We start from the raw sequence: 17,816 nt of genomic DNA on the forward strand, positions 1-17,816 counted from the left end.
GAACTGACCCGCCGCACGTTCGTCCCGTTCCACGACGGCGTGATCAGCCAGTTCGAGGGATACGAGCAGTTGACCGAGCTCGACTGGCAGAAGTACCGGACCAAGTACGGCGACATTCGCCGGCTCGACCGGATCCTGGAAGCCGAGGGACTCGACGTCACGGCCTACCAGGTCTCCAAACAGGCCGATGTACTGATGCTGCTGTATCTGCTCCGCCGCCGTGAGTTGCAGGAGCTGATGGAGCGTCTCGGCTACCGGCTCTCCGCCGAGACCATCCGCGCCACCATCGAGTACTACCTGGCCCGCACCTGCCACGGCTCCTCGCTCAGCGCGGTCGTGCACGCCTGGGGACTGGCGATGCTGGATCCGGATCGGGCGCTGGGTTTCCTCGAGCAGGCCCTGCACAGCGACGCGGGCGATCCCAGCCGGACCGGCACCACCGCGGAGGGCATCCACCTGGGCGCGATGGCGGGCAGCGCCGATCTGATTCAGCGCTGCTTCACCGGGTTGGGCGCGACGAACGACGTACTGCGGTTCGGCCCGCACTGGCCGGGCAAACTCGGCACCCTCCGGATGGTGATGCGCTACCGCGGCCACCGCATCGTAGCCGAGGTATCCGCCACCGGGGTGACCCTCACGGTCGACCCTGGCCCGGGTCCTGCGATCGCCGTCCGCTGCTCCGGCCGTACCCGGCTAGTGAAGCCCGGCGAGTCCTGCACGTGGCCGACCCGCGGCACGTGATTTCCGAGCGCCCCGCGACGGCGACCGCGCCGCCGATCGCCGCGAGCCAGACTGTCAACCCGAGCACGATCCAGCCCAGGTTTGGGCCGACGTATCGTGCATCATGCGGATCGCCTCGTTCCGCGGCGGCTGGGGCCGAGCACCGAGCCGAGCTCCCGGCCCAGGTCCACGCCCCATTGCCGGGCTCGCGCCAGCTCTCGCCCTTCGATCGGTCCGGTGGTGTCTTCGACGAAGAAGGTTGTCGGTGGCACCATCGCACGGAAGCCCCGTCGGCGCAGAAGCTTGGCGGCCGACCGGGCAGCCGAGCCCGGCAGCCGCCGGACCTTGGTGATGCGCGTGTCGAAGGTGACGGTCAGCGTCGGGGTCGTGCGGTTCGGAAGGGCGCCGAGCCACTCCCGGATCCCCGTCTCCAGTGGCATCACGACATCGCCCTGCTTTGCCGCGTCCGCCCGCGTCGAGGGCCGGCTCATGCTGAACGCGTGGGTCGGTCCGCCGACGACGAGCAGCCGGACGTCCGCGGGAATCTCGGCCGGCGCCAGGTCGACGCGGACCAGGTCGGTGTCGATCACGGTGCCGAGTCCGTCCCGGATCGCGGCCGCGACCTTCCAGGTGTTGCCGAACATCGATTCGTACACGATGAGGGCGCGTGGCGTGTCGGACATGGTCAGCTCCTTGCTTCGTTGGTGGTCGCCGTACGGTCCCGAAAGGCTTGTACGGCGGTGGGTAGTGTGAAGAACACCTGGTCGCGGCCGAGCCGGTCGAGGAACCTCGCGGCCGCGAGGTCGTCGGCCAGGTCCTGCTTGACCCGGGCCATCGCGAGCACGACGCCGCGGTCGGCCAGCTCCTGTCGCAGTGCGTCGAGCGCGTCGATCGCGGTGATGTCGATCTCGACGTTCGCCTCGGCGTTGAGCAGCAGCCAGCGCACCGGCTGCTCGGCGCTGTCGACCGCGGCCAGCGCACGTCGTCGGAAGTCCTCCGCGTTCGCGAAGAACAGTGGTGAGTCGTAGCGGTAGACGACCAGCCCTGGAATCGGGCGAGCGTCCGGGTAGTCGTCGACGTCATGCATGCCGGCGATTCCGGGGACGATGCCGAGGATCCCGTCGTGCGGCCGGGCGACCCGGCGCAGTACGTCGAGCACGGACAACGCGACCGCGACGAGTACGCCGTACAGGACGTCGAGCGCGACCACGCCGGCCGTGGTGGCCAGAGCGATGAGCAGTTCGGTACGGCGGAAGGCGGCGAACCGGCGGAACTCGGGCAGATCGATCAGCCGCAGTCCCGCGAAGACGACCAGGGCACCCAGCGCCGCCGAGGGGAACGTCGACAACAAAGGCCCGGCGAACAGCAAGGTCATCATCACGACCGCCGCGGTCACCAGCGAATAGACCTGGGTCTTCGCACGGGTCGCGTCGGCGATCGCGGTCCGGCTGCCACTGCTGCTGATCGGGAACCCGCGGAGCAGACCGGACGACAGGTTGCCGACTCCCATCGCCAGCAACTCACGATCCGGATTGATCCGTTCCCGGTGCCGCAGTGCGAAGGCGCGTCCGGTCAGCACCGTGTCGGTGTAACCGACCAGTGCGACACCCAGCGCCGGAAGCAGCAGCAGGCGCAGATCGCCGGCGGCCGGCTGCGGAAGTTCGGGGACGGGGATTCCGGAAGGTACTGCCCCGACGAGCTTAACGTCCAAGCCGGTTGCCCACACCAGGACCGATGCCAGCACCACTACGATCAGTGGCCCGGGCAGACGCGGCAGCCACCGCGCGGCGACCAGCAGCAGAGCCAACACCGCCACTGACAGGGCGACCGTCGGCGCATGCCACGAGCCGATCTGCCGCGCGACCGAGGCGATTTCCTCGAGCGACGAGTCGCCGGTGACCTTCACGCCGGTCAGCCGCCCCAGCTGCCCCGTCACCATGATGACTGCGATGCCGGCCATGTAGCCGACCAGCACGGGCTTGGACAGCAGATCCGCCAGGAACCCCAGCCTGGCCAGCCACGCGACGAGGAAGACCCCACCGACGAGCAGCGCCAGCACGGCCGCGAGCATCGCGTACCGGGTCGGATCCCCGGCCGCAAGAGGCCCGATCGCCGCAGCAGTCATCAACGCCGTCGTCGACTCGGGGCCCATGGACAGCAACCTCGAGGAACCGAGCAGGAAGTACACCAGCAAAGGACCGAGTGCCGCCCACAGCCCGGTGACGGCGGGAAGGCCCGCCACCTGCGCGTATGCCATCACCTGCGGGACCAGGTACGCCGCCACGGTCACGCCCGCGAGCACATCGGTTCGCAGCCACCCGACCTGGTAGTGGCGGAGCGTGGCGATCCCGGTCGTGGCCATCTCAGTACATCGGTGTCATGACATCGGCCCGGCGGTGCACCAGGAGCTGCTCCCGCTCGGCCGCGATCAAGTGATGCGGAACGATCGCCACCGGACACGTCATCGCCGCGACACAACGCCGTGCGACGGGGTCCGGGGCCGGCACGGAGCCGTGCGCACCCACGACGATCAGCCCGACGTCTTCGCTCTCGTGCAGAATCGCCTCCGCAGCCGGCCGGCTGCTGAGGAACCGCGTCACCCTCACCTGAGGGAACTCGCTGGTCCAAGCAGCCACCGCCTCGCTGATCGTTTGGTCGGCCCGGCTGATCCACGAGTGTTCGACGTCGTCGTCGTTCCAGGCGTGATCCGGTGGCAGGCCGGCCCGGACGACGATCAGGTCGCCCTCGCGGTCGGCCGCGGCCCGGAACGCGAACTCCATCGCCTCGGTCGACAACGGGGACCCGTCGACTCCGACGGCGACCTTGCGATCCACCGCGGACGGCCGCCACGACAGGGGTACGACGAGGACCGGGCAGCCTACCCGGGCAGCCAGGTTCAGATTCGTCTGAGCGGCCAGCAACCGCTGTGGACCGCGCTTGGGGGTCCGGCCGATGATCAGCATCCGCGCATGCCGGGCCACCTCCGCGAGCACTCTCGCCCGCGCGCCTTCCTTCGACACCGCCTCCAACTGCAGGCCGTAGCCATACCGATGCCTGACATGTCCGACGGCCACCCGCAGCCACGCATCCGCCAGCTCACCAGGTGGCTTCGGCAAGTCACTCGGCCGCATCCGGGAGAAAGTGCTGTGCGCACCGTAGGAAGCGGCCAGTACCAGCTCGGCACCAGACCGAAGCGCCTCCACGCACGCATAGTCGATCACGCGCAGCCCCTCGGCCGTGCCGTCCACCTCAACGACATCAGGTCCGCTTCGCACCCAGCCGTTCATCTCGCGCCTCCAATGACTCGCTCATTCCGAGCGTCGCGCGTACGCATCCCTGGACGGAAGAGGCGCGGTACCCACACCTCCGGGCCGGACGGCAACCGGCGGCGGGACCAAGGTCCCCTGCCGGTTACTTGCCTTGCCCGGACGTATCGGGCGGCTCAGGCGTTGTCCGGATGGATGTGAACGACGGCGATCGGGCAGGTCGCGTGGTGAAGGATGCCTCGGGCAACGGAACCCAACAGCCTCGCGGTCATCCGAATGGGCACCACATCGCGGCGGGAACTCGTCCCCGCCGGCTCGACCGTCAAGCTACAGATACAGGTGAGCGAAACCCTCGCAATCCTCCACACCCTGACCCGGGTCGCACAGCGCCTCGACCACGTGTGACCGAGGGTCATTTCTCCCAGCGGGTCCACCGCCGGGACACTTCGGCCCACTCACGCTCCCAGATGTCCGCGCGGCGCCGGTCCAGCGATCTCTGCGCGAGGACGAAGAGTCCGCTCAGCAGCAGCCAGGACAGCATGACCATGCTGAGGCCTGCCGACGCACCGAACGCTGCGCTGTCGGCGGGCTGTCGCGGCGGCGACGCAATGCTGCCGGATCGGTCCAGCCAGATCATCACGTCCGCACCCGCCTTGGTACCGATGAGGCCGTCGGCAATGCCCTCACGCTCGACGCCCTGTGCATCCTGCCAGCCGACCCGGATCGGCCAACTCACCTGACCTGGTGCGACGCCCGTCCCCGCGAAGGCGTCCTCGAGCGCTTGCGCACGGACCTGCTGGAGCTCAGCGCGCTCTACGGCCGCCGCGCGTTCACTGGCGTCGCGGACCGCCGTGCCCAGAACGGCTGCGGCGGGAATCATGAGCAATGCGACCACGACCGCACCGAGCCGCAGTATCGCCTCCACGCGATCGACCTGGCGACGGAGCGTATTGCGGCCGAGACCGAGCCGGCGGGCCTGCATCAGGACCCACATCTCACCGCGCCGCTGCTGGTTGGCACTCATCACGTTCCCCTAACACCTAGCTTGCGCCCTCCGTGCCCCTGCCGTCACTGCCCTGTTTCGGCGGGACCTCTGGCTCGGGACACGCGAGCAGTACGTCGGCGATCGGGCGGCGCGGGGTTGGTGGAACGAGTGGGCCGTACCCGAAGCGGATGATGGTCTGTGGGCGGCGCCAGGGGCCGAGCGGATCGTTGATCAGCCAGCGCAGTTCGTCGTGCTCGATCGCCTGATTCAGCAACGACGTCGACAGTCCCTGCGCGGTCGCTTCGAGCAGGACCCGCTCCATCGCCTGCCCGGCCCGGAGCCAGTCGACCCGGCCGTCGTGGCGGGTCGACAACACGGCCAGTTGTGGTTGCGGTTCAAAGGTCGCGACCGCCCGGTTCTCGTCCTCGGGGGTTGCGGCCATGTCCCGGACCGCAGCCGCGCCGCGCTCGCTCCGCGGCCCCAGCGCGCTGCGGGGAACACCGTCACCGGCGCGGGCCCCACCGACCCAGCGGCGCCGCTCAGCACTCCTGGCCGGGTCCAGGTCGTCGAGCACACCGGCATCGCTGCTTGCCAGCTGCAGCCATCTGCGGCGGGCCGGTGCTTCCGCCCACTCCAGCTCGGCGCCCTCCACCCGGGCGGTGAGTTCGAGCAACGACCTGATCTCCGGCGGGACGCGACGGTCACCGTAGGGCTGCCGGTTGGTCCGGCGCAGGTGCAGGTACGGCGCCAGTGCCCGCAGCTCCTCGGTCTCCGGTCCGGGCGCCAGCAACTCGACTTCCGCGACGAGATCCGGCCGGGACCGGTCGAGCACAGTCCTGGTGTCGGTGCCGTAGCCGAGCCGAGCAGCGGCGACCCGTAGGTTGAGCGCCGCGGCGCCGAGCGACAGGAACAGCATCCTCCGGTCGGGGTCCTCGGCCGGCAACTCCCGCGTGCGGTCCCGATGGACCTCCACCACCCAACCGCGGAAGCGGAACTGCCACGGCTGGGTGTTGTGCACCGAGGGCGCCGCGACGGCTGCCCGGAGCAGCTCGTCACGGACGTCCCCGGCCGGCGTCGTACTCACCGGGTGTCCTGCTCCGCACCCTCCATGGTGAAGAGCGCGACCTTCAGCGCGCCCGTCTCGCCGGCGCGGGCGAAGATGTCGTACGCGTCCTGCATCTCGTCCAGGCCGAAGCGGTGGGTGATGAGCCCGGGCAACGGCAGCCGGCCGGCTGCGAGCATGGCCAGCAGCCGCGGCGTCGTCACCGTGTCGACCAGGCCGGTCGTGATGGTGACGTTCTTGATCCACAGATCCTCGAGGTGCAGCGTCGCCGGGGCGCCGTGCACACCGATGTTGGCGACCGTCCCGCCGGGGCGGACCACCTGGGTGCACAGCTCGAAGGTCGCCGGGATGCCGACGGCCTCGATCGCGACGTCCGCGCCAAGGCCACCGGTGAGCTCCCGGACGGCGCCGACGACGTCCTCGTCCGGACTCAAGGCCAGGTCGGCGCCACGTTCGAGCGCGGCCTTCCGGCGGGCATCGGCCAGATCGACGACGATGATCCGGGACGGGCTGAACAGCTTGCTGGTGGCGATCGCGGCCAGGCCGATCGGCCCGGCACCGACGATCACAACCGTGTCGCCAGGCGATACCCGCCCGTTGAGAACGCCGACTTCGAACGAGGTCGGCAGGATGTCGGCCAGCAGCAGTGCGGCCTCGTCGGTGACGTTGTCCGGCAACTTGTGCACCGAACCATCCGCGAACGGCACCCGCACCTGCTCGGCCTGCGTCCCGTCGATCAAGTGGCCAAGGATCCAGCCACCGCCACCGAGGCACTGCCCGTAGTGGCCTTCGCGGCAGTACGCACAGCGCCCGCAGGACGTGATGCAGGAGACGAGCACCCGGTCGCCGGGAGTCAGTCCCCGTACTCCGGCTCCGATGTCAAGGACGGTGCCCACTGCCTCGTGGCCGAGGATCCGCCCGGGTTGCACCGTCGGTACGTCGCCCTTCAGGATGTGCAGGTCGGTGCCACAGATGGTGACCGCGTCGACGCGGATGATCGCGTCCTCGGGGTCCTCGATCACCGGATCCGGCACGTCCTGCCAGGTCCGTTGCCCAGGCCCGTGGTAGACCAACGCCTTCATGACAATCCTCCTCTTCGTAGTTGCTCAGCGCAGATGTCGTGAGTACCAGTCGTGCGCCGGGCCGGCCGGGGTGATGTGCAGCTTCGCGTCGATGGCGAAGGCGCCGGACGGAGCCGCCGTGAGTGGGTTGATGTCGAGCTCCGCGATCTCCGGCAGCGTCTCGGCCAGCCAGGCGACCCGGTGGAGCACGTCCAGCACGGCCGCTTCATCTGCGGGTTCGGCACCGCGGTAGCCGGCCAGCAACGGCGCACAACGCAGTGATCGCACCATTTCGGTAGCGTCGAGATCGGTGAGTGGCAGGCCCCGCCAGCGGCGATCGGCCATCAGGTCCGTGAGCACCCCACCGCTTCCGGCCATCACGATCGGACCGAACAACGCGTCGCGGACCATGCCGATGACCATCTCGGTCCAGGCCGGCGCCATCGCCTGCACGACGACGCGCCGATCACCGGTCGCCGCGACGATCTCGTCGTACGCCGATTCGACCGCGCGCTCGTCCACCAGGCCGACGCGCACTCCCCCGACGTCGGTCTTGTGGACGATCCCCTCGGCGGCCGTCTTGACTACGACGGGGTAGCCGACCAGCCCGGCCGCGGCCAGCACCTGCTCCCGGTCGCTTGCCCGGATCGCATGGACCACAGGGATTCCAGCACATTGCAGCAGCTGCTCGGCATCCTCCGGATCGAGCCAGCCCCCCTCCGGCCGCCGCTGCAGGAAATGTCGTACGACGGTCCGTGCGCCCTCCGCGTCGACGCGGTCCAGAGTCGGTACGACGCCCTGCGGCCGCGACCGCCAAGCGGCGTACCGGGCAGCGTGCGCGAGCGCACGAACGGCGCTTTCCGGGAACGGGAACACCGGCAAGTACGACCCGTTGGCCAGCGCAATCCGCGGCTCCGCGTCCGGCGCACCGATGCAGGTGACCAGGATCGGCACCTCCGAACCCGCTGCGGCGGCCGCGATCGCCGCGCAGGTGTCGGGAACGCTGCCGGCCCGGGTCGCGGCGTAGCAGACCAGGACAGAATCGGCCTCTCCACTGTCGAGCACCACGCGAAGCGCGCGCTCGAGAGTCTGAGGCGACGCCGCGGCGCCGAGGTCGACCGGGTTCCCCGCGCCGACCGCACCGGTCGCCTCCGTCAGCTCCTGCTGGGTCGCCGCACTCAGTTCGGGCACCTCGAGACCGAGCCGCCCGGCGGCGTCCGCCGCCAGCACACCCGCTCCACCCGCGTTCCCGATCACGGCCAGCCGATTGCCCTTCGGCAGCGGCCGTCCGGCCAGCACGCGCGCGGTCTCGATGAGTTCCTCGACCGTGTCCATCCGCAGTACGCCGGACTGTTCGAAGAGCGCGTCGACCGCGGTGTCCGGGGTGGCCGCGGCCGCGGTGTGCGAGGTGCCTGCTCGCCGGCCACCGGTCGAGCGGCCGCCCTTGACCACCAGGACCGGTTTCGTCCGGCCGACCAGCCGGGCGAGCCGGGCGAACTTGACCGGGTTGCCGAACGACTCCAGATACAACGCGATCACGTCTGTGCGCGGGTCGTCCCACCAGTGCAGGAGCAGGTCGTTGCCGCTGACATCGACCTTGTTGCCGAGGGAAACGAACTCCGAGATGCCCAGTCCGATCCGGCTCGCATGGTCCAGCACCGCGATGCCGACCGCACCGGACTGCGCGGCGATCGCGAGCGAACCGGCGACCGGAGTCATGTCCGCGAAGGTGGCGTTGAGGGCGACCTCGGGTGCGGTGTTCACGATGCCGAGGCAGTTAGGCCCGATCAACCGGATGCTGTGCCGGCGGGCGATCGCGAGAATCTCCTGCTGCAGCTCGTTCGCACCGAGCTCGGAGAACCCGGAGGTGAGGATGACCGCGCCCGCGACGCCCTTGTGGCCGCACTCGGCGAGAACGCTCGTCACCTGCACAGCGGGGACCGCGATAACCGCGAGGTCCACGGGTCCCGGCACCGCCAGGACGGACGGGTACGCCGTCACGCCGCCGATCCGGTCGGCTTGCGGGTTCACGGCGTACAGCTCGCCGCGATAGCCACCCGCGGCGAGGGCGCGCAGTACTTCGTGGCCGACGCCACCCGGGGTGCGGCCGGCGCCGATCACCGCGACCGCGGACGGTGAGAACAGCGGTCGCAGGGACCGATCCTCGGCCTGCCGTTCTCGCTCGGCCATCCGGTCCAGGGTCTGCGCGGAGTACGACGTATCGAGCATCAGCTCGACCACACCGCGGTCGAGGCGGTGCGTCTGCTCGAAGCCCGAATCGGCGAAGACCCGCAGCATCGGAGCGTTCTCCGCCAGAGTGTCGGCGCGGAGGCGGTCGATGCCGGCCTCGCGGGCGGCCGCGGCCAACTGCTCCAGCAGTAGCGTGCCGATCCCACGGCCCTGCACGGCATCGTCCAGCAGGAACGCCATCTCGGCCTCGCCGGGGCGGATCACTTCGTAACTCGCGACTCCGATCACGCGGCCGGCGCACTCCGCGACCAGCGCCTGATGCCCGGGGCTCTCGTCGGCGAGATGGTGCGCGTGCTCGTCGGCACCGCGGCGATCGAGGCTGAAGAACCGCAGGTACACGGTTCGGTCCGAGAGCCGCTGGTTCATCGCCTTGAGCGCGGCTTCGTCCTCGGCCCGCATCGGCCGGATGCGGACCACCGATCCGTCGGAGGCAAGAGCGTCCCACCCAGCGTTGGGGAAAGCCGGGTGGAACGCGGACGCCGCTGCAACGGGGCCCTGGCCTGGATCGGATACGCCGCCGGCCGGGTCAGTCACGGATGTCGTCATCTCGCTCCTTCGGTTGTCATGTCCAGCACACCGGCCGGCGCCACCCGCGGACAGGGGCCTTAGGACCGGACCCGACGGACCTTCGGCCCTGATCTCCCGAACGAAGGCGCGGGACGCTCGCACCACAGCCACTCGTCGAGAGCAGGTCCTGATGTCCAGGAAGGTGCTGGTGGCCTACGCCAGCAAGATGGGTTCAACGGCCGAGATCGCGGCAGCGATCGGCGCCGAGCTGCGCGCGGCCGGGCACGACGTGACAGTCCGCGACGCGGCCGAGATTCGGTCGATCACGTCGTACGACGCCGTCGTCCTCGGGAGTGCGATCTACGCCCGGCGGTGGCGACCCGACGCGGTCCGGTTCCTGCGGCGACACGTCGAGGAGCTGCGCGAGCGGCACGTTTGGCTGTTCCACAGCGGCCCGGTCGGACCGGACAAGGACGAGGCCCAGACGATGCCACCCAAAGTGGCCCGGCTCGCCGAGAAGATCGGCACGTCGCCGGCGACGACGTTCGCCGGCCGCCTGGAGCCCGCGACCGCCAAGGGCTGGCTGGCACGCCGGCTGGCACGCGGCGACATGGCCGCCGACTCGCGCGACTGGGACAAGATCGCCGCCTGGGCCGACGAGATCGCCATCGCCATGTCCGCCACCGAGATCGCAGACCAGCACCCGGACGACGAAGAAGCCTACTGAAGGGGCTCAGCTCCTGCGCCGGCTGTGGTTGCGCTCGAGCGCCAGTGCCCACACGGCCGGCGGCGATCACTGATCGCCTCATCGGTGAAGGGCGCCGGGAAGCACCGCTTGCAGGCCGCGAGTACGTCGGACGTTCGTCCTGACATCGCGGAACACCTCCTGGTGGGCGTGACCCGCAACGGCCCTGTGGGTCATTGGTCCCCTGCGGCGATGGCCTCCGACTCTGCCCTCTGCCGCGTGCGCTGGCGTCTTCTGGAAGCACACACAGGGAGGTGGCTGCCATGTCCGCACAGGTTCGCCCCACGATCGTGGTCGGGATCGACGGGTCGCGCGACGGTTTGCTCGCCCTGGACTGGGCCGCGGACCTGGCCGCCCGGAGGCACTGGGCGGTCCGCGCAGTGCACGTCGCCGACGAGGACCGGCCGGCCCGTCCCCTCGTGGCCGCGCCGGACATCGAGGACGGCGCCGAGGTACTGGAGGACGCCGCGGACGAACTGACCCGGCTCGGATTCACCGACGCGACCCTGGAGGTCCGCCATGGTCATCCCGCTGAGGTCCTGCTCGACCTCTCCCGCACGGCCGAACTGCTGGTGATCGGCCGCCGCGGCGGCGGCGGCTTCGCCGAGCTGACTCTCGGTTCCACCTCACAGGTGTGTACGGCGCTCGCCCAGACGTCGCTGGTCGTCGTACCGGACAGCTGGAAGCGCGAAGAGGTCGAGCTCGGCATGATCGTCGTCGGAGTCGACGGGTCGCACGCCTGCCAGGCCGCCCTGGGGTTCGCGTTCGAGATGGCCGCGGAGCGGGGCGCCGAAGTCGTCATCGTCCACGTACCGCGAGAGCCAGAGGACTTTCCACCGCCCGGCGTCTGGATCAACCCTGAGGACACTCCCTGGCAGCACGATGCCCGTCGACTGATCACTGAATCGGTGGCCGGCTGGCCGGACAAGTACCCCGAGGTGGTGTTCCGCACCCATTACCGCCCTGGACATCCCGTCCAGGTGCTGGCACAGCACTCCAAGGCTGCCGACCTGGTCGTCGTCGGTGGTGTCGGTCGCTCGAGGTTCACACCGCTGCGACTCGGCTCGGTATCGCGTGGGCTGCTCCACCACACGCAGTGCCCGGTGGCGATCGTCCACACAGAAGCGACCGCCTGACGGAAGGCCGGTGAGGGCTGGGACCTTCGCCTCTGCGAGTGGTACCCCCGCCGTATTGGCCGGCATCGATGGTTCGCCTGCAGCGGAAGCCGCGATCAGGTGGGCCGCGGCCGTGCGGCCGCGGCTCTCAGAGGATCCGGGCGACCCCGGGCACTCGGGTGATCAGAAGCCAGGAGGCGGCGTACGAACTCATCACGCCGCCGAGCGCGACGACCACGGCCTTGACCTCCGCGGGAAGGTCAAGTGGGCGAAGGGCGATCGCCAACCCGAGCAGGAACAGGGTTTGCAGCATGAAGGCGCCATAGGCACTGCGACTAAGCCGCGGTCCCCAGCGGTATCTCCGGTCCAATCGGTGCTGCGCGACGCTCAGCAGCCACACCGCCCCGAAGATGGTCAGCACGGCATCAACGACAGCGAAGGCCACCGCGGCCCAGTGCCAGCCGCCCATCGCGTCATCGACGAGCTCGAGGGAGCCCACGATGATCAGCAGGGTCATCATCGCCAGTGCGCCCAGCAGAGTGACATCTCGGCACTGTCGTGCGAGGCGAACCGGAACCGCGCTCACCCAGCCCTGGCGTGCCGCGGTGATGCCAAGTGCGAACGCCGTGATGCAGACTGGCCACTCCCAGAAGTTGAGGTCGGTGATGCCGCTCTCCGATCCATAGGGATAGACCAGCCTGATTGTGAACGAGGCCGGAGCTACGACGACTGCCGCAAGCACCAGGGTCCGCAGGGTGATTCGGCGAGTCGGGAGGTCCCTCGAAGGCGTGGCATGGGCCCACGCGGTCCAGCCGGCGTACCCCATCGAGAAGATCAGGAGGACGCCAACGAACCATAGCGGGCCAGTGTCGAGTCGCCGCTCGGCGCCCAGGTACTCCGCCCAGTAGGACCCGGGCGCATCCCCCAAGGGATGTTCCAGCGCATACGTCATGGTCGGCTGGACGACAAGAACGTAGAGCACGAACGGAATGCCGAGGCGCAACGACCGGTCGCGGAGGAAGCGGGCCGTGCCCTTGCGTTCGAGCGACGACGGTGTGAGGAGCCCAGCGACGAGGAACAGCAGGGCCATCAGGAAGAACCCGAACGGGCTCACCAGCACGAACAGCACGATCTCGGTCACCGGCGCCAGGGTGACTTCGCGCAGCTCGGTGTACGTCCACACCTCCACGGTCGAGGCATAGCCGAGAACGCCGTGCAGCACGATGACAGCCGTGATCAGGACGACCTTCAGGTTGTCCAGGTAGGGCCGACGCGTCGAGGCCCACCCCTCGAGCGAGAAGGACGTGCGGCCAGAGATGTGAGCGGCCATGAGTTCACGGTCCGGATGGTGCGGCAGTCCTGGTTGTCTTACGGCGCGGGATCGAGACGATCGTCCAGCCGGCGGTGAAGATCACGACGAGGACGACCCGCAGCCATTCGGACCAGTCACTGGTCCAGACCGCAGTAGCCAGCACCCAGGGGAAGAACAGTAGCCAGGCGCCGAGCTCGACGACCAGAGGCAGGTCCCGGATCCAGGTCGCCACCTCCTCGAGGCGGTCGGATCGCAGCAGGACATAGAAAGCCACCCACATCCCGACCATCCAGAGGAACCACAGCCTCGAGCCTGTCCGGCTACGGCGGCTGTCGGGCCGGCTGGCTCCATCCTCGACTACGCCGGCGGGCTTGCCGGACTTCGAGAGGTAACTGGACATGATGCCCCCTTCCGCCTGGGCCAGGAGGCGGCGGCACGTCCCACGAACGCCTCCCGTCGACTCCAGGATCGGCTCGATGGGTGCGGCGGTCATGAGTCGTACGGCCCGTTCTCGAAGGACTTTGAGCGACGCACTCCGACACCGCGCACCACCTCGCGCAGCACCGCCTGCACAATGCTCAGCCTGCACAGCTGCCCCGGCACAGTTGGGCCATCGGCCGATCGAGGTTCAACCGCAGCAAGGGCGGCAGCGGTGACATGCCCTCATCGCGCCGCTTCTGCCGATGGCGTCTCCGCTACCTGGTGGAGCAGGCCGATGATGTTGCCGTCTGGGTCGGCGAACATGGCGAACTGCCCGACGCCGGGGATGGTGGTCGGCTCGACGACGGTCTTCCCGCCGAGCTCGCCGGCCCGGCCGAGCATCGCCGCAAGGTCGTCGACCGCGACGTAAACGGTCACGTACGGGGGCATCTCGCCCACGGTCTGCAGCAGACCGCCGCCGATGCCGACGCCGTCCTCACCGGCCGGTACCAGAGAGTATTCCGGCCCTGCTGGCTGCAACTGCCAGCCGAACAACTCGCTGTAGAATGACGTCATCCGACCCAGACTCCGGCCGCCGATCTCGAAATGGATCACGGGCTTCGTCATCGCGCTCGCCTCCTGTGCGTGCCTCGGTGATTACAGCTCCACCGAACGCCCGCGGCGCGTTCCCGCCCAGGGCACAAGTGCTCGCGGTGGATGACCCAAGGTCCCTTCTCCGCGGGGTTCTGGTCAGGCACTGTGGTTGGGAGGGGGTGGACCCATGTCAGTGCGGTTGGCCGGAGCAAGACGACGGCGGGTCGCGCGGGAGGTTGTGGTCATCCTCGCCGCGATCGGCCTGTACTTCGGAGTCCGCGGTCTGATCGAGACCCGGGTCGACCTGGCATACCGCAACGCCGAGCGGATCATCGAGCTCGAACAGTCCGCCGGCATCTTCACCGAGCCCGAGATGCAGAACGCGATCGCCGACCATGGCTGGCTGGTGGACGCGGTCAGCAATTTCTACATTTACGGGCACTGGCCGGTGCTCTCCGTCACTCTGCTGTGGCTGATGATCCGGCACCGTCACGAGTACTCACGGTTCCGCAACGCAATGCTCATCTCCGGCGCGATCGGCCTGCTGATTTTCGCGGTCTTCCCCGTCGCACCACCACGGTTCCTGACTGGATACGGCTTCGTCGACACCGTCACCGAGCAGACCTCGGCCTACCGCGTGCTCCAACCGCCCGCCTTCGTCAACCAGTACGCCGCAGTGCCCAGCCTGCATTTCGGCTGGAACCTGCTGATCGGCATCGCCTGGGCGAACCTCGCCGGCCACTGGATCGCGCGGCTGTTCGGCTGGCTGATGCCACCGGCGATGTTGGCATCGATCGTGCTGACCGCGAACCACTACCTGCTTGACGGCCTGGTCGGCGGCGCCATCGCCCTGCTCGCCCTCGTCGCGGCCAACCACCTGGCCCGACGGCACCATCGTCCGCCCATGACACCCGGCCCACGGCCGGCACCCGCAGGCCGAGCAGAACGGCCGCCAGCCTCCAGCGGGGCGTCCACGACGCCTACCTCAAGATGCGGCGGCCGGGAAGCGTAGCTATTGTCTGACGCGTCAGGCACCCGGCAGACCGGATCTAACCCCTCACTCTCCGCTGTCCCGGGCGCCCGGAAGGAGTAGTCCGTGCAGCTCGGTCATGGGCACATTGCACAAATCTGGCGAATCGCGCACGCGATCGTCACCCACCGTGTCACCCGCATCACAGCACTGCTGGCCGCCGTCGGCCTCTCTCTGTGGAACGTCGACCGCGTGCCTCACACCGCGGTACTGCCCGCCATCGCAGGCCTGGTGCCGTTCGCGATCGGGAAGTACGTGCTGTGCCCGTTGCGCTGGCACGCGCTGTCCACCAGCGGCCAGTCGCGACGCTGGCACCTCCGCGCGTACGCGGAGAGTGAGATTCTCGGCCTCATCTCCCCCTGGCACGCCGGCGCGGACCTGTGGCGGATTCACCGGCTGGAGCGCATCGGCCTACGCCGCACGCCCGCCGTCTCGGAAGTCGCACTCGACCGTTTCGTCGGCGCAGTCGGGCTGATCGTCGCTGTCGCGGTCTGCGGGGTCACCATGCCCCCGGCCGTGCTCGCGGTCGCCCTCGGCGCGGCGGCCGTCGTACTCCTCGTTGCACTGATCGTGCACCGCCGGCGGCCCGGCCTGGCCGGACGCTGGCCATGGCCGTCACCGAAGGTGTTCACGGTCGGGGTCCTCCTGTCGATCGGCTATCAGCTCACAATCCTCGGACTGCTGATCGGGGCGATCCACGCCGTCGGCGATTCGGTGTCGGCGCTCCAGCTCGTCGCGGTGTTCGGGGCCAGTCAGCTCGCCGGAGTGCTGCCCGGCGTCCATGGCGCGAGCCCTCGCGAAGGTGCCCTGGTCGCCGGCCTGGCTTCCATCGGTGTCTCGTGGACGGCCGCCTTCGGCGCGGTAGCGTTGACGGCGTTGCTCTACTGGATCCCCGCCCTGCTGCTGGGGGGAAGTTGTATGTTCCTGCGCTGGCGCGGCTGGTTCAGCGAGCCGCGACCAGGTACGTCGTGAGTCCCCAGCTGGTCGTGGCACACCGGGCCGGAAACGACCTCGGCACGCTGCGGGCCGCACTCGATGCGGGCGCAGATCTGGTCGAGGCCGACGTCCACGCGTTCCGGCAGCGCCTCGAAGTACGGCATCTGAAGTCCCTCGGACCCTGGTGGCTCTGGGATCGCGGCGAGTTCGTCCGCCGTCGCGACACGCGATTGCTCGAGTTGGGTGACCTGCTGGCGGCGCTGAACGGTGACCCTCGCCTGCTCCTCGACCTGAAGGGGATCCACCCACGACTGGCGAGAAGGCTCGCGGCGGTCTTACCGGACAGCACAGTGACCGTATGCACACAGCACTGGTGGATGCTCGACGCTTTCCGCGACCTGCCGCACGTTCGCCTCGTGCTGTCGGCCGGCAGCCGCCGCGGTCTGCGCCGGTTGCGGACCCGCCTGCGCGCGCGGCCGGCCTACGGAGTCTCCGTACACCGCCGGCTGCTCACCCCGGACCTCGTCACCGAACTCCACCGCCGCGCCGAGCTTGTCTTCACCTGGCCGGTGGACACCGAAGACGAGCTCGGGAACGCACGCCACCTCGGCGTCGACGGTGTCATCGGCAAGAACCTGGGCCTGCTCAGATAACCCCGGCCATGGCCGCGGCCTTCCGGCGGGCGGCTTCGCCTGGCTCGTTCGCCACGGCGAGCCCCCCGAACACGGCCGCCGCGTTGAGGTTGAGCACGGGCGCGTCGGCGGGCAGCATCTCGGCTGAGCTGGTCTTGTCCTCCTGGATCCAGCCCGAGTCACGCTGGGAGATCGAGTCGCTGTGGTCGTTCCAGACGTTGATCGGCGCGCCGATCGCCCGGTTGGTCACGGTCATCACGATCGGCAGGCCCAGCCCGGACGCGTTGTACAGCGGCTCGGCCATGTACAGCAGGCCTTGGCTGGCGGTCGCCGTGTAGGCGCCGTCGCCGAGCGCCGATCGCCACCGACATCGCGGCGAACTCCGACTCCACGTTGACGACTCGCACGGTGCCAGCTCACCCGACTTCACCAGGGTGCTGAGTGCCTCGACGATATGCGTCTGCGGCGAGATGGGATAGGCACAGATCACCTCCGGGCGGCAGCGCGCGACCCCCTCCGCCACGCCACGTGAACCCTCAATCTGCCTGAGCACGAGCGGTCTCCTTGATCTGTGCGCGGACTCGGTCGTACGCGTCCTCGGCCGCGGCAACGTTGTTGGTGGCAACGGGTTCGGCGAATCGTTCCTTGATCGCCTCGAGCACGGACGACAGGTGCACCTGTCCGGTGAGCGCCGCAAAGGCAGCGAGCAGTACCGCCCCCGGCAGCGGGCGGCCCAGATGCATCAGTGCGAGCTCGGTCGCGGGGATCGTCATCACCCGATCCGGGTCGAACCTCCGGACGAACGCGTCCAGCCCGAGCTCGGCGAGACCGTACGACGTGTTGACGAGCAGATACCCATCGGTCGCCAGACCCTCGAACAGATCGACCTGGTGCACGAGCGTCGCGTCCTGGATGATCACCGCATCGGGACGGTCGACGGGTTCGTGGGTCCTGATCGGCTGGTCGTCGATCCGGCAGAAGCCGACGACCGGTGCGCCAGTGCGTTCCGACCCGAAGGTCGGGAATGCCTGGGCATGCCGGCCCTCCGCGAACGCTGCGACAGACAACAGCTCCGCGGTGGTCACCACACCCTGACCACCGCGACCATGGATCCGAACTTGGAACATGCCCTCACCTCAGTCCGATCCTCGCCGCACGGATGGGGTGCGGCGAGGGTCTT

General features: G+C 69.2%; 18 protein-coding genes. 6 read left to right on the forward strand and 12 right to left on the reverse strand.

What is annotated here, in order from left to right; all coding sequences use genetic code 11:
• Positions 1-3: 3 nt before the first annotated feature.
• Positions 4-741 (forward strand): glycosyl hydrolase family 65 domain-containing protein, encoded by a 738-nt coding sequence (locus EV644_RS47360; RefSeq protein ID WP_255511457.1) that lies wholly within the window; start codon positions 4-6, stop codon positions 739-741.
• A gap of 101 nt (positions 742-842) precedes the next feature.
• On the opposite strand, the gene EV644_RS39195 is transcribed toward EV644_RS47360, so the two are convergent.
• The 7 genes from EV644_RS39195 to EV644_RS39225 all read right to left on the reverse strand — a co-directional run bounded on the left by EV644_RS39195 (position 843) and on the right by EV644_RS39225 (position 9,891).
• On the reverse strand, positions 843-1,403 hold the full coding sequence (locus EV644_RS39195) for a flavodoxin family protein (RefSeq protein ID WP_199240267.1): 561 nt from the start codon (positions 1,401-1,403) through the stop codon (positions 843-845).
• Positions 1,404-1,405: 2 nt separating this feature from the next.
• Entirely contained in the window at positions 1,406-3,082 is a 1,677-nt protein-coding gene (locus EV644_RS39200; protein WP_132195950.1) for a SulP family inorganic anion transporter, read from the reverse strand.
• A 1-nt stretch (position 3,083) separates the two neighbouring features.
• Positions 3,084-4,007 (reverse strand): universal stress protein, encoded by a 924-nt coding sequence (locus tag EV644_RS39205; RefSeq protein ID WP_132195952.1) that lies wholly within the window; start codon positions 4,005-4,007, stop codon positions 3,084-3,086.
• 391 nt (positions 4,008-4,398) lie between these two features.
• Positions 4,399-4,968: an Rv1733c family protein gene (locus EV644_RS39210; protein WP_132333457.1), complete on the reverse strand. Its 570-nt coding sequence runs from the start codon at positions 4,966-4,968 to the stop codon at positions 4,399-4,401.
• Between the two features lie 58 nt (positions 4,969-5,026).
• Positions 5,027-6,055 (reverse strand): Acg family FMN-binding oxidoreductase, encoded by a 1,029-nt coding sequence (locus EV644_RS39215; protein ID WP_132195956.1) that lies wholly within the window; start codon positions 6,053-6,055, stop codon positions 5,027-5,029.
• On the reverse strand, positions 6,052-7,116 hold the full coding sequence (locus EV644_RS39220; RefSeq protein WP_132195958.1) for a zinc-dependent alcohol dehydrogenase family protein: 1,065 nt from the start codon (positions 7,114-7,116) through the stop codon (positions 6,052-6,054). The genes EV644_RS39215 and EV644_RS39220 overlap by 4 nt, the downstream gene beginning before the upstream one ends.
• Before the next feature lie 24 nt (positions 7,117-7,140).
• On the reverse strand, positions 7,141-9,891 hold the full coding sequence (locus EV644_RS39225; RefSeq protein ID WP_132195960.1) for a bifunctional acetate--CoA ligase family protein/GNAT family N-acetyltransferase: 2,751 nt from the start codon (positions 9,889-9,891) through the stop codon (positions 7,141-7,143).
• A 151-nt stretch (positions 9,892-10,042) separates the two neighbouring features.
• Here EV644_RS39225 and EV644_RS39230 point away from each other — a divergent pair, with 151 nt between their 5' ends.
• Positions 10,043-10,579: a flavodoxin domain-containing protein gene (locus EV644_RS39230; RefSeq protein WP_132195962.1), complete on the forward strand. Its 537-nt coding sequence runs from the start codon at positions 10,043-10,045 to the stop codon at positions 10,577-10,579.
• Between the two features lie 281 nt (positions 10,580-10,860).
• On the forward strand, positions 10,861-11,733 hold the full coding sequence (locus EV644_RS39235) for a universal stress protein (RefSeq protein WP_132195964.1): 873 nt from the start codon (positions 10,861-10,863) through the stop codon (positions 11,731-11,733).
• A gap of 127 nt (positions 11,734-11,860) precedes the next feature.
• Here the strand turns inward: EV644_RS39235 and EV644_RS39240 are convergent, their stop codons facing one another.
• The 3 genes from EV644_RS39240 to EV644_RS39250 form a co-directional block, all read right to left on the reverse strand.
• On the reverse strand, positions 11,861-13,042 hold the full coding sequence (locus EV644_RS39240) for an acyltransferase family protein (RefSeq protein WP_132195966.1): 1,182 nt from the start codon (positions 13,040-13,042) through the stop codon (positions 11,861-11,863).
• Between the two features lie 4 nt (positions 13,043-13,046).
• Positions 13,047-13,424 (reverse strand): hypothetical protein, encoded by a 378-nt coding sequence (locus EV644_RS39245; RefSeq protein ID WP_132195968.1) that lies wholly within the window; start codon positions 13,422-13,424, stop codon positions 13,047-13,049.
• A gap of 263 nt (positions 13,425-13,687) precedes the next feature.
• A complete protein-coding gene (locus EV644_RS39250; protein ID WP_132195970.1) occupies positions 13,688-14,071 on the reverse strand; it encodes a VOC family protein in 384 nt (127 codons plus the stop codon).
• Positions 14,072-14,225: 154 nt separating this feature from the next.
• Between EV644_RS39250 and EV644_RS39255 the strand changes: the two genes are divergently transcribed.
• From EV644_RS39255 to EV644_RS39265, 3 genes are all read left to right on the forward strand, one after another.
• On the forward strand, positions 14,226-15,050 hold the full coding sequence (locus tag EV644_RS39255; protein WP_132195972.1) for a phosphatase PAP2 family protein: 825 nt from the start codon (positions 14,226-14,228) through the stop codon (positions 15,048-15,050).
• An 84-nt stretch (positions 15,051-15,134) separates the two neighbouring features.
• The gene (locus EV644_RS39260; RefSeq protein ID WP_132195974.1) at positions 15,135-16,040 is read left to right on the forward strand and encodes a lysylphosphatidylglycerol synthase domain-containing protein; all 906 of its coding nucleotides are present in this window, start codon (positions 15,135-15,137) and stop codon (positions 16,038-16,040) included.
• A complete protein-coding gene (locus tag EV644_RS39265; protein WP_199240268.1) occupies positions 16,037-16,657 on the forward strand; it encodes a glycerophosphodiester phosphodiesterase in 621 nt (206 codons plus the stop codon). Before EV644_RS39260 ends, EV644_RS39265 begins: the two co-directional genes overlap by 4 nt.
• Here EV644_RS39265 and EV644_RS39270 read toward each other — a convergent pair.
• Together EV644_RS39270 and EV644_RS39275 are read right to left on the reverse strand one after the other, a co-directional pair.
• On the reverse strand, positions 16,650-17,189 hold the full coding sequence (locus EV644_RS39270; RefSeq protein ID WP_158293068.1) for a hypothetical protein: 540 nt from the start codon (positions 17,187-17,189) through the stop codon (positions 16,650-16,652). The two genes, EV644_RS39265 and EV644_RS39270, sit on opposite strands and share 8 nt — an antisense overlap.
• The gene (locus tag EV644_RS39275; RefSeq protein WP_132195978.1) at positions 17,173-17,763 is read right to left on the reverse strand and encodes a 2-oxoacid:acceptor oxidoreductase family protein; all 591 of its coding nucleotides are present in this window, start codon (positions 17,761-17,763) and stop codon (positions 17,173-17,175) included. The genes EV644_RS39270 and EV644_RS39275 overlap by 17 nt, the downstream gene beginning before the upstream one ends.
• Between the last annotated feature and the right edge of the window lie 53 nt (positions 17,764-17,816).

The organism is Kribbella orskensis (assembly GCF_004342085.1).
Taxonomy (GTDB): Bacteria; Actinomycetota; Actinomycetes; order Propionibacteriales; family Kribbellaceae; genus Kribbella; species Kribbella orskensis.